Origin of the sequence: Micromonospora sp. NPDC050200, from assembly GCF_040656135.1 — a bacterium.
GTDB lineage: Bacteria > Actinomycetota > Actinomycetes > Mycobacteriales > Micromonosporaceae > Micromonospora.
In genome coordinates this window covers 26,010-37,728 of the sequence record NZ_JBFALG010000061.1, presented here as the reverse complement: position 1 = coordinate 37,728, position 11,719 = coordinate 26,010, and the positions used below count along the sequence as shown (strand labels likewise).

Genomic DNA, 11,719 nt, shown 5'->3' with positions numbered 1-11,719 from the left:
CGAAACTGCGGTCGGGCTCCTACTTCCCCGAGTGGCTGCTCGAACGGCGTAAGCGGCCCGAGGCCGCGCTGGTCAGCGTGGTCGCGACCTGCTACCTGCTCGGCGTCTCCACCCGGCGCATGGACAAACTCGTACAGTCGCTGGGCATCACCAGCCTGTCCAAGTCACAGGTCTCGCGGATGGCCGCCGACCTGGACGCCCAGGTCGCGGCGTTCCGCACCCGGCCGCTGGGCGACTCGGGGCCGTTCACGTTCGTGGCCGCCGACGCGCTGACCATGAAGGTCCGCGAGCAGGGCCGAGTCGTCAACGCGGTCGTGCTGGTCGCGACCGGCGTCAACGCCGACGGCCACCGCGAGGTCCTCGGCGTCAAGGTCGCCACCAGCGAGACCAAGCAGGCATGGAACGCGTTCTTCGCCGACATGGTCGCCCGCGGCCTGACCGGCACCCTGCTGGTCACCAGCGACGCCCACGCCGGCCTGGTCGACGCGATCGCCGCGAACCTGCCCGGCGCGTCCTGGCAGAGGTGCCGCACGCACTACGCCGCGAACCTGATGGCAGTGTGTCCGAAGTCCGCGTGGCCGGCGGTCAAGACCGTGCTGCACTCGGTCTACGACCAGATCGACGCCGCTGCGGTCCACGCCCAGTTCGACAAACTCCTCGACTCGGTCAGCAGGTCGCTGCCGGCGGTGGCCGCCCACCTCGACGACGCCCGCGCCGACCTGCTCGCCTTCACCGGCTTCCCGCAACAGATCTGGCGCCAGATCTGGTCGAACAACCCCAACGAACGACTCAACAAGGAGATCCGCCGCCGCACCGACGTCGTCGGGATCTTCCCCGACCGCGACGCCGTCATCCGCCTCGTCGGTGCCGTCCTCGCCGAACAACACGACGAATGGACCGAAGGCCGCCGCTACTTCGCCCTCGACATCCTCGCCAAGGCCCGCGAGACCGCCAGAACCACCACGACAAGCGCGGACCTGCCCCAACTGGAGACCGCAGCATGACCGACATGACAGGCGACCACACCATCCCCACCCCGGCCGAACGCGAGAAGCTCAACGCCGCCCTGGCCGCCACCGACACCGAGACCGGCTTCTGGGACGGCCACGGCCGTCCCGCAGCCTGGCCCGACGACATCGACCGCTGGCAACCCGAAACCAGCGAACCCGCCACTGACCAGCCCGGAACACAACCCTTCTAACCAGTACAACTCGAAAGATCAGCCGTTACACCACTTCCGGGGGCTTGACCTAAGCCGGATCGTCTGCCCGCTTGCGGTTGGCCTTGGACCGCCGGACGTAGGCAACCACCGTGCGAGTCACCGCATGTCACCTCCGACCGGCGGGTCACACTCCGGGCCGCACGTACAGACCTCGCCGGTGCCCTGGTTGCACGGTTCGCAGTCGGGGTCACAGGGGGAGGGGAGCCGGGAGGTGTCCCCGGCCCCGTCCACGTGGGTCACTTGGCCTCCGCCGCCTTGGCGTGGTTCGCCCGGCAGGCGTTCCGACCGGCCAGGGTGCGCGGGTGCTCGCAGTCGGAGTGGTCCAGCCGGCCGCTGTCCTTGACCTTCGGGGCGAACTCCGGCTTAGCCGCGGTGGCCTTCTTGGGCGGGGTCCGCTTCGGCTTGGCCGTGATCTTGGCGTTGGCCTCGGGGTCGGTGGTCGGGTGCTCGGAAACGTTGAGGTCGGTGCTGGCGGGGTTGGTCATGGTGTCCTCCTCGGTTGGTGCACCCCGGTGGCGCAGCAGCAACGTATGAGGGCTCGATGACCTGGCCTAACCCCCGTCCCACCTGGTCTGAGACTGACCCTCCACCTCGTGGGAATGACGGACCGCAAGGCCAGCGTTACAGTCGATCGGTAGATGATCACGAGGGGAGTACTGAGTGGAGCTTCACAAGCTGTTCGACGCGGTGCTGGCTGCGGAGAGCCCGGATCAGTGGTCGAAGATTCCGATCTGGGGCTCGGACGGGGGACCGGTGGGCCTGGTGGGCTGGCGGGAGCAGGTTCCCGCCGCTAACGGCCGGTGGCACCCGCGCATCCACACGTACCACTTCGTGAACAAGGACCAGGTCGAGCTCGCCCTGGCGTGGGGGTACGAGCTCAACGATGACGACGACCGCGAGAGCACCCCTGAATGGGCGGAGAGGTTCCCGCTCAACAAGCAGGTCCACCCCTTCTACGCGGACATCTTGTGGAACGGTAGCCCGGTCTATCGCACGCTGCTCTGGGGTGTGGACCAGCGGCGCGGGTACGTGCCGGACCCCGAGCCGATCTTCCGTGACCGCGAGCCGGGCGAGGAGCCGGAGCTTGAGCGTTACGAGGCGTCCTCGACGCTGGCTCAGTTTGCGGACCTGCTAAAGAGCCTCGCCGGTCCCCGGTCCTTCAACACGTACGACTACTGCCGTCAGGCGGACGTCAAGCTCGTTGATCGGGGCTGGTTCTAACCGCTGAGAGCCGGGCCAGGGTGGATCGACGGTCGTACCCTGGCTCGGTGCTCGCTGAGGAGGCCCCAAAGGTCACGGACTGGATGCAGGCATGGGGCAGCCTCGCCGGCCTGGTGATGTCAACGGCTGCCGTGATCTTCACGGGTCTGCTGTTCCGTCACGAGATCCGTGTCCGGCGTGAGGAGAAGCAGGACGCGGAGGCATCGCAGGCTCGGCTTGTCGTGGCAACGCTGACCGGGATGGCTAAGTCGTTCGGCTCGCGCGGCGGTCACGACATGATGGGCTACCGGATCATGAACCTGAGCAGCGCACCCATCCTCGACGTGACGATCCGGCACATCTGGGAGAACAACCCGATGGGCCCTCCACACCGGATACCGATTCTCGTGGGTGAGGAAGAGGGTCAACTGCCCGTGTGGCGGGAGCTAGGGACGCCCTTCAAGAAGATCATCGAAGAGGCTTCCTACGTCGAGATCCTGTTCACCGATGCCAACGGGCACAAGTGGAAGAGGGTCCACCTCAACTCCCCAGTGCGCGTCGTACCCCGGCAGTACACCGAGCCGTCTCTGGCGCGAGTAATGGCGACGCTGGCTGCGGGCGTAGGAGTAGCCGCCGCACTCGCGGCCCTGATTACTGACCTCTTCCGCTGATCACACCCACCACTGCACCTCGACCCGCTGACGGAGCACCTGTGCCCGGTGGAGGTCGCGCCGCTGGCTGAACACCTCGGGGCCTTCGTCTCGACGGGCCGTGAGATTGCTGGCCACACCTGCCGGATGCCGTGACACCTCGATGCGCTCGATGACCGAGGCGACGATGGTCCGCTTCCAGGTGTTGTCCTTGTCGGGCCACACCGCACGCAGCTCGGCACCGGACGGCAGGCGGGTGTGGACCCGTGACCGGGTGGCCTTGGCGAGTAGTGCCCGGTGGGCTTCCAGCTGCTGCATGATCTTGGCTCGGCGTCGGCGGTATTCGACTTTCGTGATCTCTTCCGCGTCGTACTCGTCCTCGACTCGTTCCAGCCGGCGCTCGCCGTCAACGATCGACTTGTGTAGGGCTTGTTCGGCCTCGTCGATGTCGTCGGCCTGGGCGGACATGGCCGCGCGGAGGGCAGGGGAGTCGGCGCGGATGAACACCTGGGCGAAGATGTACCGCTCCAAGTGCTCCGTCTCGATCCGCATACTGCCGCAGCCACCCGTAGCCAACTGGTTGCAGACGAACGACACCCGTCGGACCCGCTCACCTCGGATAACGCGGGTCGCGGTCATCGACACCATGACGTGCCTGCACTCGGCGCAGAACACCAGACCTGACAGCGCGTACTTCCTGGCGTTGCCGTTGTTGAACCCCCTGAGCTTGCGCTCAGGTGCGGCGAGCAAGGTGCAGACGCGCTGCCAGTCGTCGCGGTCAACGATTGGCTCCCACACCGCCGGGTAGAGCTGCCCGTCGTACTCCCGATAGGCCGCGACGGCTGGCGCGGTGACGATGCGTTTCAGGGTTCGGGGGTACCAGGTGGTTACCTCTTCGCTCCGGTGGTCGCGTCGCTTCCAGCCCGTGCGCCGACCCTGGCGGTTCCAGTCGGTGCAGATTCCGTACAGCGACTCACCAGCCAGCAGCCGTTCCATTGCCTCGCGGACCCAGGCGGCATGGTCGGGGTGTGGTCGTAGCGTGACGACCCGCTCGCGGCCGTTCAGAAGCTCCTTGACGGCCACGAAGCCGAACGCGGGTGTACCGCCGTGCCATTTGCCGCGCTCGGCGCGCTCACGGGCTGCTCGGGCCACACGCCGCGCGGTGTCGCGGCTGGACTTGTTCGCCATCGCTACGAGAACTCGCGCGTTGGTGAGGTCTGCGTCGGTGTCGAGCTGAAGGCTTCCCGTGACGGACCGAATGACGGGCCGAGGGCGGGTCATCTCGACTACGTCGTTGAGGTCTTCCAGGTCGCGGGGGTCGCGCATGGCCCGGTCGAGGTCGTAGGCGATGAGCCCTTGAATCCGCCCAGCTTCCAGGTCTTCCAGCATCCGGCGGAACTCGGGTCGGATGACGCGCATGGCCTTCTTGCCGTTCGGCAGCGTGATCTTCCGGCGCTTGAATGCTGACGTGTCGTTCTCGGTGTAGACCTCCCCGACGAGCCATCCGAGGCGGTCGGCAAGCTCGCGGCAGTCCTGCTCCTGGCGCTTGACGCCCTTGCGTTCGTCTTCCCTGTCGTCGCTGATCCGGACGAGGATTCCAACGGTCGGCTTCACTATCGGGACCGTACCCCGACGTTCGAAACAACGCCACTGGTACTGCTCGCCGCCCTGAACACCGGCCACGACGGCGGCGCCGGGACGTTGCACGCGAACACGCCGGCCGACGTGCCGGCCCGGCTGGAGGCGCTCGGGTTGCTCGGCGGGCTCCCCAGGGCCGCGTTGCACGCCCAGGTGACCGCCGCGCTCCAGGTGCTGCTCCAGGTGCGCCGCGGGGCGCGCGGCCGGGTGCTGGAATCGATCTGTCTCCTGCTCCCGGAGGGGCCCGACCGCCTGGTCACCGTCGTACCCGCCTGGATCCGCGGGCGCGGGCTGGGTCTCGCCGGCCGGGCCCTCGCCACGCTGTTGCGGGACCGGGGCGTGACGGTACCGCCGATCCTGTGCGAGCCATGGCCCGGCTCGGCGGGGCCGGCATGAGTCTCCCGATCTGGCTGGTGGCGGTGCTCCTGGTGGGTGCGGCGGCGGTGGTGGCCTGGCCGGCCCGGAGCAGCCGGCGGCGACGCCGCGCCCTGCTCGGTGCCGGCGCGCCCGGCCAGCCCGCAGTCACGTCTCACAACGCCCGGCCAGTCCGGCCCGCCTCGTCCGACTTCCTGGCACCCGCGCCCTCCGTCGGCGCGCCGGCTGGCCCGCCGTCGGCTGAGGCGGCCGTCGAGCCGGACGGCTCGTGGTCCACCGGTTCCACCGTCGCACCGGGCAGCACCTTGTTGTCTCCGTCGGTTGCCGCCCCCGCCGGGATCGCGTCGCCCGGCCCGCAACACTCCGGCTCGACGACGTCGTCGAGCCAGCTCACACCGGTCCGAGACCACCGGTGCACGGTGGCGGCGACACCCGCCGGAGGTCTGGCGCCTTTCCCCATGGCCGGCGGCCGGCTCGCTGGTCCAGCGGCGGGTTCCGCCAGGCCACCGGCGTTCCGCCCGCCTGGCCGGCAGGATTCCCGCCGGCCAACGGAGCCGCTGCGGATCGGTGCGGGGGAGATCCGCCGCCTCGATCGGGACGGGCCTGCCGCCACGGGCCCGGCCGGCCACCGGCCCGACGGCGTGCGGACGGCCGGCACCGCCGCCCGGTGGTCGTCGCTCGTCGCACCGTTGGCGGGTCGTCCGCGCCGGACGCTGCTCCTGGTCGGGCTCGTGGCAGCGGGACTGGGCGGGCTCGCCGCCGGGCCCGTCGCCGGGGTCCTGCTCGCCGGGTACGGCGTGCTCGGCGCCCGGGCCGTGCTCCGACACCGGACCACCCGGCACGCGATGGGCGAGCGCCGCCGCCGGTTGGACCAGCTCTGCGGTCTCGCCGCCGACCTGCGGGCCGGCCTGCCCGCCCCGACGTCCGACGACGACGGGGACCGCCTCGGGAGCTTGACCCGGGCCGCGGTGCGGCTCGCTGACCGGACCGGTGCGCCGCTGGCCGAACTCCTCGAACGCGTCGAGGCCGACGCCCGGGCGCTGGACCGGGGGTTGGCTGCCGCCTCGGCCCAGGCCGCCGGTGCCCGGGCCACCGCCCTGCTGCTCGCCGCCCTCCCGCTCGGCGGGATCGGCCTCGGCTACGGCATCGGGGCCGATCCGGTGGCCGTGCTGTTGCATACCCCGGTCGGGGCGGTCAGCGCGGTCACCGCCATGGGGTTGCAGATCGGTGGCCTGCTCTGGGCCGAGCGGCTGGGCAGCACGCCGGACGCGAGCGCCCGATGAACCGGCAGGAGTGGACCTCGATCTGTCTCCTCGTTGCGGCGGCGCTGGTGGTGACGGTCCGTGCGCCCGGGGTCCGCCCGTCCCGACGGCTGCGGGGACTGGGCGGCCCGGTGCGGCCACCAGGAAACCGCCGCTCACCGTGGTGGCCGGACGGCGTACGGCTCGGTGCCGGGCTGGCTGGAGTGGCGGTGGCGGTACTGCTCGGAGGCGCGCCCGGTTGCCTCGCCGGGATGGTGGCCGCCCTGGTGGCGGACCGCCTGCTCCGGCGGATCGAACCCCGGGCCGCCCGGGACCGTCGGCTGCGGGAGGCCGCCGACCTTCCGCTGGCCGCCGACCTGCTGGCGGCGGCGTTGCGCGCCGGTGCGCCGGTGGACCGCTCGGTGCTGGTGGTGGCCGACGCGCTCGGCGGGCCGCTGGCCGAGCGGCTCCACCGGGTCGGCCGGACGCTGCTGCTCGGCGGTGCCCCCGACGAGGCCTGGACCCACCTGGGCCCGGTGCCGGGGGCGGACCGTCTGGTTGCCGCCGCGCTGCGTTCCTCGCGCAGCGGGGCGGCGCTCGCCGGGGCGCTGACCCGGGTCGCCGACGACCTGCGGGCGGATCGGTCCACCGCCGCCGAGGCGTCCGCCCGTCGGGCGGGCGTGCTCATCGTGCTGCCGTTGGGGCTCTGCTTCCTACCGGCTTTCATTCTCGCCGGCCTGGTGCCGGTGATCGTCGCCGTCCTCGGCGACGTGCTCTGACAAACATCGAGAAGGGACACGCCAGTGCGCAGACTCCTCGCCCGTCTCCGCGGGGACGCCGGGATGAACACCGCCGAGTACGCCGTCGGCACCCTCGCCGCGGTCGCCTTCGCGGGCATCCTGCTCAAGGTGCTCACGTCCGGCAACGTGCAGTCCGCCCTGACCGCGGTCATCGACCGGGCGCTGAAGTGAGCCGGCGCCGGCCGGCCGGTCGTGACCGGGGTTCGTTCACCGCCGAGCTGGCGGCCGGCCTGCCGGCGCTGCTCCTGCTCCTGCTCGCCGGCCTCACCGCGGTCGACGCGGTGACCACGAAGGCCGCCTGCCTGGACGCGGCCCGGGAGGCGGCGCTCGCCGCCTCCCGGGGCGAGAGCGGCACGGCGGCCGGGACGCGGATCGCGCCCCCGGCCGCGGTCGTCTCGGTGTCGGTGGACGGTGACCGGGTCACCGCGACGGTTCAAGCACCGGTCCGGGCGCTCGGCGCCCGACTGCCCCGGATCACGGTGGCGGCCACCACGGTCGCCGCCGTCGAGCCTGGCTCCCCGGCGCCGCAGCCGTGACGCCGGCGCGGCCCGAATCCGCCGACCGGGGTGGGGCGACGGTGTGCCTGCTCGTTGTCGGCCTGGTGTTCGTCCTGGTCGGTGTCTTCGGCGCCGCGATCGGCACCGCCCGGACGGCCCGGCACCAGGCCCGGGTCGGGGCCGACTTCGCGGCGCTCGCCGGGGCGGGCCGGGCGCTGGACGGTGACGGGGTGGCCTGCGCCGAGGCGGCCGAGCTGGCCCGGGCCAACCGGTCTCGGCTGACCGGCTGTCTCCTGGACGGCCTCGACGTGCTGGTGACGGTGGAGGTGCCGGTGACCCCGCTGCCGGGGTTCCGGCGGGTCGCTACGGCCACCTCCCGCGCCGGCCCGATCCGCGACTGACCGGCCAGGCCGGAGTGCGCCGTGTGGCTACCCGGCCGGAGGCGCGCTGCCGTGCCGACAGCTTGGCCGGGGCGCCTCGCTGGGTGGCCGGCAAGGCGGCCGGGCGGAGACCAGCCGGGCCGGGCGCGTCGCCTGGCCGCGACAAGCCGGCCGGGGGCGTGCCCGTAGGACGCGTCCCGGCCGGGGCGGGCGGCTCAGCGGGCCTGGAGCGCGTCCAGGCCGATCGCCATCGCGATCACCAGGCGGCGGTCCACCTGCGAGTTCTGCACCTCGACGACGTACTTGTCGCGCAGGCCCCACTTCTTGACGACCGAGAAGACCGGCTGGCCCCCGGCGACGAAGTCGAAGTGGTAGGGCAGCCAGGAGAGCGAGTCCACAAACCGGCGCAGCAGCGCCACCGGCATGCTGCGCTCCTGACCGGTGACCTGCGGCAGGCCCGGCTGCTCGACGTGCCAGGTGGAGCGCAGCAGCGACTGGGCGAAGTCCTTGCGGAACAGCCCGATCGGGGTGCCGGCCGCGTCGGTCACGTCGTACGTGGCGCCGAGGTCGAGCCGCTGCCGCGCCTTGAAGCCGAGCAGGGGCTGCTGCTTGGAGTCGTCGGTGTAGATCGTGACCTGCTCCTTGAAGGCGAGCCGCTTCTGCTGCGCGAACGCCAGCAGCTCTCCCTCGCTGCCGTCCGCGGCCACGGCCCGGACCTCGTACTGGTTGACCATCATCCGGATCCGCTGCCGGACGTGGAACTGGTGCTGCGCCTGCAAACTGTCGAGCTGCATGTATATCTCCTCCGAAGGGTGCGCCGGAGTCTCGCACAACCTGCGGCTCAGCGTCCGCCCTCGACGGTCGCCTTGACCGGGGTCGGCTGATGGGTGAGCGCCGTAGAAGGGCCGGACGCCGGAATATGGAAGCGCTCTCATCTGCCAACGCCCACCCGCCGTGCAGCTCATGCACCCATCCCGGAAGGGAGGCCGGAAGGGAGGATGGTCAGCCAGCCCCGCCGACGTCGGCGTCCGTGCTCGGACGCACGGCCGCCCGGTCGTCCTGACGCGGTAGGACCGGCGCGGGCGAGCCGGCACCCGGCGAACCGGCCGCCGCAGGTGAGGCAGCCGGCAGATCGGCCGGCGTGGGAGAGTCGTCACCCGGCAGGGCCGGCGCCGTCGAGCCGCCACGCGACAGGGTCGGGGACGGTGAATCGTCGCTGGGCAGGTTGGCGAGCACCACGTCGAGGACCCGGACGGCGTCCGGCTTGGAGAGCGGGTTGTTGCCGTTGCCGCACTTCGGCGACTGCACGCACGACGGGCAGCCCGCCTCGCAGCCGCACTCGGCGATCGCGTCCCGGGTGGCGCGCAGCCAGGCCGCCGCCGTCCCGTACGCCCGCTCGGCGAAGCCGGCCCCGCCGGGGTGCCCGTCGTACACGAAGACGGTCGGGGCCTCGGTGTCCGGGTGCACGGCGGTGGAGAGCCCGCCGATGTCCCAGCGGTCGCAGGTGGCCATCAGCGGCAGCAGCCCGATCGCGGCGTGCTCGGCGGCGTGCAGCGCCCCCGGGATGTCGGCCGCTTCCACCCCGGCAAGAGCCAGCGACTGTGGGGAGAGGGTGAACCAGACCGCGACGGTGCGCAGTTCCCGCGCCGGCAGGTCCAGCGGTCGGGTGTCGATCACCTCGCCGGAGGCGATCCGCCGCCGCTGGTACGACACCACCTGGCTGGTCACGTCCACCTCGCCGAGGAAGAGCCCGACCGGCCCGGCGTCGGCGTACGAGCGCACCGACACCACCGACAGCGAGGTGACGTCGCGGGCGTGGGTGGACCAGTCCGGCTCCTCGGCGTGCACCAGCGCGCACCCGTCGGCGAGGTCCAGCGAGTCGACCACGTACGAGACGCCCTGGTGCAGGTAGACCGCGCCGGAGTGGATGAGGAAGTGCGAGGAGCCGCCGTCGACGGTGCCGAGCAGCCGCCCGGTCGAGGCTTCCACCACGCAGACCGGTGCGCCGCCCTCGCCGCGCAGGTCCACCTCGGGCCGCTCCCGGTGCCGCCAGTACCAGCCGGTCGGCCGCTGCCGCAGCGCCCCCGCCGCGACCAGTTCCTCGACCGCCTCCTTCGCGCCGTCGCCGAAGAGGTCCAGGTCGGCCGGGGTGAGCGGGGCCTCCGCCGCGGCGCAGGCGAGCTGCGGGGCGAGCACGTACGGGTTGGCCGGGTCGAGCACGGTCGCCTCGACCGGGCGCCCGAAGAGCGCCTCGGGGTGGTGCACCAGGTAGGTGTCGAGCGGGTCGTCCCGGGCCACCAGCACCGCCAGGGCCTCGTCGCCGGAGCGGCCGGCCCGCCCGGCCTGTTGCCAGAGTGACGCCCTCGTGCCCGGCCAGCCGCAGATCAGCACGGCGTCCAGGCCGACCAGGTCGACGCCGAGTTCGAGCGCGTTGGTGGAGGCGAGGCCGAGCAGGTCGCCGTGGAGCAGGGCGCGTTCCAGTTCGCGCCGCTCCTCGCGCAGGTAGCCGGCCCGGTAGGCGGCCACCCGGTCGCCGAGCCCGGGCACCGCCTCGTCGAGCGCGCGCCGCGCGTTCGCGGCCACCACCTCGGCGCCCTTGCGGGAGCGGACGAAGGCGAGCGTGCGTACCCCCTCGGCGACGGTGTCGGCGAGCAGGTCGGCGGTTTCCCGCAGCGCCGACCGGCGGACCGGCGCGAGGTCCACGGCCTCGGAAGAGGGATCGCGGGGCAGCAGCGGCGGCTCCCAGAGCGCGAAGGTCACCCCGCCGCGCGGCGAGGTGTCCTCGGTGACGGCCGCCACCGGCAGGCCGGTGAGCCGCCCGGCCGCCGTCGCCGGGTCGCCCGACGTCGCCGAGGCGAGCACGAAGACGGGGGCCTTGCGCGAGCCTGCGAGCGCGGGGGAGGAAGCACGACCCGGACTTCCGCTCTGTCTGCGCAGCCGGCGCAGCACGTGCGCGACGTGCGAGCCGAACACGCCCCGGTAGGTGTGGCACTCGTCGATCACCACGTACGCCAGCCGGCGCAGGAACCCGGACCAGTGCGCGTGCCCGGGGAGGATGCCGTGGTGCAGCATGTCCGGGTTGGTCAGCACGAACCGGGAGTGCCGGCGGATCCACTCCCGCTCGGCGCGCGGGGTGTCCCCGTCGTAGGTGGCGGGGCGTACCCCGTCGAGTTCCAGGCCGGCGACGGCGCGGAGCTGGTCGGCGGCGAGCGCCTTGGTCGGCGCCAGGTAGAGCACGGTGGCCCGGGGGTCGGCGAGCAGGGTGGCCAGCGCGGGCAGTTGGTACGCCAGCGACTTGCCGGACGCCGTGCCGGTGGCCACCACCACGTGCTGCCCGGCGTACGCCAGCTCGGCGGCCTCGGCCTGGTGCCGCCAGGGCGCGGCCACGCCGCGCCGGGCGAGCGCCGCCCGTAGTTCCTCCGGGGCCCAGTCCGGCCAGGGCACCGGCTCGCCGGGCCGGGCCGGGACCCGCTCGACGTGGGTGACCGGGTCGGCGTCGTGGCGGGCGCGCAGCCGGCGCAGCAGGTCGCCAGGCGCCGCCGTCGGCGGTCGCCCGGGGCCGGGACCTGCGGATACGGTGGCTGCGGGGTTCACGTCCTGCACTCTCGCACTGGTGTTCGCAGGTGTTCAACCGGGGGCGTGGGTAAGGAGGAGCCTCCGTCGGTGACCAGAGGCCGTTCCGGCGGGGATGGTTAGATGCCCAGGAGAGTTTACGG

12 protein-coding genes and 2 pseudogenes are annotated in these 11,719 nt (G+C 72.4%); 10 read left to right on the top strand and 4 right to left on the bottom strand.

Annotated features, from left to right (window positions below; genetic code table 11):
• On the top strand, positions 1-1,004 hold a 1,004-nt coding region (locus AB0I41_RS28740; RefSeq protein ID WP_357113713.1), incomplete at its 5' end, for an IS256 family transposase.
• Positions 1,001-1,201 (top strand): hypothetical protein, encoded by a 201-nt coding sequence (locus AB0I41_RS28735; protein ID WP_357113712.1) that lies wholly within the window; start codon positions 1,001-1,003, stop codon positions 1,199-1,201. The genes AB0I41_RS28740 and AB0I41_RS28735, both read left to right, overlap by 4 nt.
• A 257-nt stretch (positions 1,202-1,458) precedes the next feature.
• Here the strand turns inward: AB0I41_RS28735 and AB0I41_RS28730 are convergent, their stop codons facing one another.
• On the bottom strand, positions 1,459-1,707 hold the full coding sequence (locus tag AB0I41_RS28730) for a hypothetical protein (protein WP_357113711.1): 249 nt from the start codon (positions 1,705-1,707) through the stop codon (positions 1,459-1,461).
• Between the two features lie 175 nt (positions 1,708-1,882).
• On the opposite strand from AB0I41_RS28730, the gene AB0I41_RS28725 reads away from it, so the two are divergent.
• Entirely contained in the window at positions 1,883-2,443 is a 561-nt protein-coding gene (locus tag AB0I41_RS28725) for a hypothetical protein (RefSeq protein WP_357113710.1), read from the top strand.
• Between the two features lie 47 nt (positions 2,444-2,490).
• Entirely contained in the window at positions 2,491-3,093 is a 603-nt protein-coding gene (locus tag AB0I41_RS28720; RefSeq protein WP_357113709.1) for a hypothetical protein, read from the top strand.
• Here the strand turns inward: AB0I41_RS28720 and AB0I41_RS28715 are convergent, their stop codons facing one another.
• The gene (locus tag AB0I41_RS28715; RefSeq protein WP_357113708.1) at positions 3,094-4,686 is read right to left on the bottom strand and encodes a recombinase family protein; all 1,593 of its coding nucleotides are present in this window, start codon (positions 4,684-4,686) and stop codon (positions 3,094-3,096) included.
• A gap of 42 nt (positions 4,687-4,728) precedes the next feature.
• Here AB0I41_RS28715 and AB0I41_RS28710 point away from each other — a divergent pair.
• The 6 genes and pseudogenes from AB0I41_RS28710 to AB0I41_RS28685 all read left to right on the top strand — a co-directional run.
• Positions 4,729-5,106, top strand: a pseudogene (locus AB0I41_RS28710) (ATPase, T2SS/T4P/T4SS family); the annotation flags it as partial.
• A gap of 680 nt (positions 5,107-5,786) precedes the next feature.
• Positions 5,787-6,368, top strand: a pseudogene (locus tag AB0I41_RS28705) (hypothetical protein); the annotation flags it as partial.
• Positions 6,365-7,105, top strand: coding sequence for a type II secretion system F family protein (locus AB0I41_RS28700; protein WP_357113707.1), 741 nt, complete (start codon positions 6,365-6,367; stop codon positions 7,103-7,105). The pseudogene AB0I41_RS28705 and the gene AB0I41_RS28700, both read left to right, overlap by 4 nt.
• A gap of 63 nt (positions 7,106-7,168) precedes the next feature.
• Positions 7,169-7,297, top strand: a complete 129-nt coding sequence (locus tag AB0I41_RS28695) for a DUF4244 domain-containing protein (protein WP_208418639.1) — start codon at positions 7,169-7,171, stop codon at positions 7,295-7,297.
• A complete protein-coding gene (locus AB0I41_RS28690) occupies positions 7,294-7,662 on the top strand; it encodes a TadE family type IV pilus minor pilin (protein ID WP_357113706.1) in 369 nt (122 codons plus the stop codon). Before AB0I41_RS28695 ends, AB0I41_RS28690 begins: the two co-directional genes overlap by 4 nt.
• The gene (locus AB0I41_RS28685) at positions 7,659-8,024 is read left to right on the top strand and encodes an Rv3654c family TadE-like protein (protein WP_357113705.1); all 366 of its coding nucleotides are present in this window, start codon (positions 7,659-7,661) and stop codon (positions 8,022-8,024) included. Before AB0I41_RS28690 ends, AB0I41_RS28685 begins: the two co-directional genes overlap by 4 nt.
• Before the next feature lie 194 nt (positions 8,025-8,218).
• Here AB0I41_RS28685 and AB0I41_RS28680 read toward each other — a convergent pair whose 3' ends face one another.
• Together AB0I41_RS28680 and AB0I41_RS28675 are read right to left on the bottom strand one after the other, a co-directional pair.
• A complete protein-coding gene (locus tag AB0I41_RS28680) occupies positions 8,219-8,797 on the bottom strand; it encodes a hypothetical protein (RefSeq protein WP_357113704.1) in 579 nt (192 codons plus the stop codon).
• Between the two features lie 208 nt (positions 8,798-9,005).
• Entirely contained in the window at positions 9,006-11,597 is a 2,592-nt protein-coding gene (locus AB0I41_RS28675) for a DEAD/DEAH box helicase (protein ID WP_357113703.1), read from the bottom strand.
• Between the last annotated feature and the right edge of the window lie 122 nt (positions 11,598-11,719).

Coding starts and splice junctions, on each gene's coding strand:
- AB0I41_RS28735 (WP_357113712.1), top strand. CDS start 1,001: ATGACCGACATGACAGGCGACCACACCATCCCCACCCCGGCCGAACGC.
- AB0I41_RS28730 (WP_357113711.1), bottom strand. CDS start 1,707: ATGACCAACCCCGCCAGCACCGACCTCAACGTTTCCGAGCACCCGACC.
- AB0I41_RS28700 (WP_357113707.1), top strand. CDS start 6,365: ATGAACCGGCAGGAGTGGACCTCGATCTGTCTCCTCGTTGCGGCGGCG.
- AB0I41_RS28695 (WP_208418639.1), top strand. CDS start 7,169: ATGAACACCGCCGAGTACGCCGTCGGCACCCTCGCCGCGGTCGCCTTC.
- AB0I41_RS28680 (WP_357113704.1), bottom strand. CDS start 8,797: ATGCAGCTCGACAGTTTGCAGGCGCAGCACCAGTTCCACGTCCGGCAG.